Here is a 255-nt window from a genome sequence, read left to right on the forward strand (position 1 = left end):
GCAGGAGTTTCAGGAGCCACAGGAGCAGTACTATCTTGTACAGCAAAAGTAGCTGAAGTGGTAGCGGTATTTCCACATGCATCAGTTGCAGTGAAAATTACAGTTATAGACGTTGAACAATCGTTCGATAAAGTATTGAAATCGTTTGTCCAAGTAACATCAGAACAGTTGTCAGTAGCAGTAGCACCACCATTGGAAGCTAACCAAGCTTCAATATCACTTTCATTACCTGTACCGTCACATTCTACAACAATA

1 protein-coding gene is annotated in these 255 nt (G+C 40.8%); it reads right to left on the minus strand.

From position 1 onward, the window contains the following. Positions 1-255, minus strand: a 255-nt coding sequence (locus EQG68_RS15140) for a hypothetical protein (protein WP_222845221.1), incomplete at both ends; no start/stop codon positions are given.

It is taken from the genome of Flavobacterium piscinae, from assembly GCF_004122145.1.
Classification (GTDB): Bacteria; Bacteroidota; Bacteroidia; order Flavobacteriales; family Flavobacteriaceae; genus Flavobacterium; species Flavobacterium piscinae.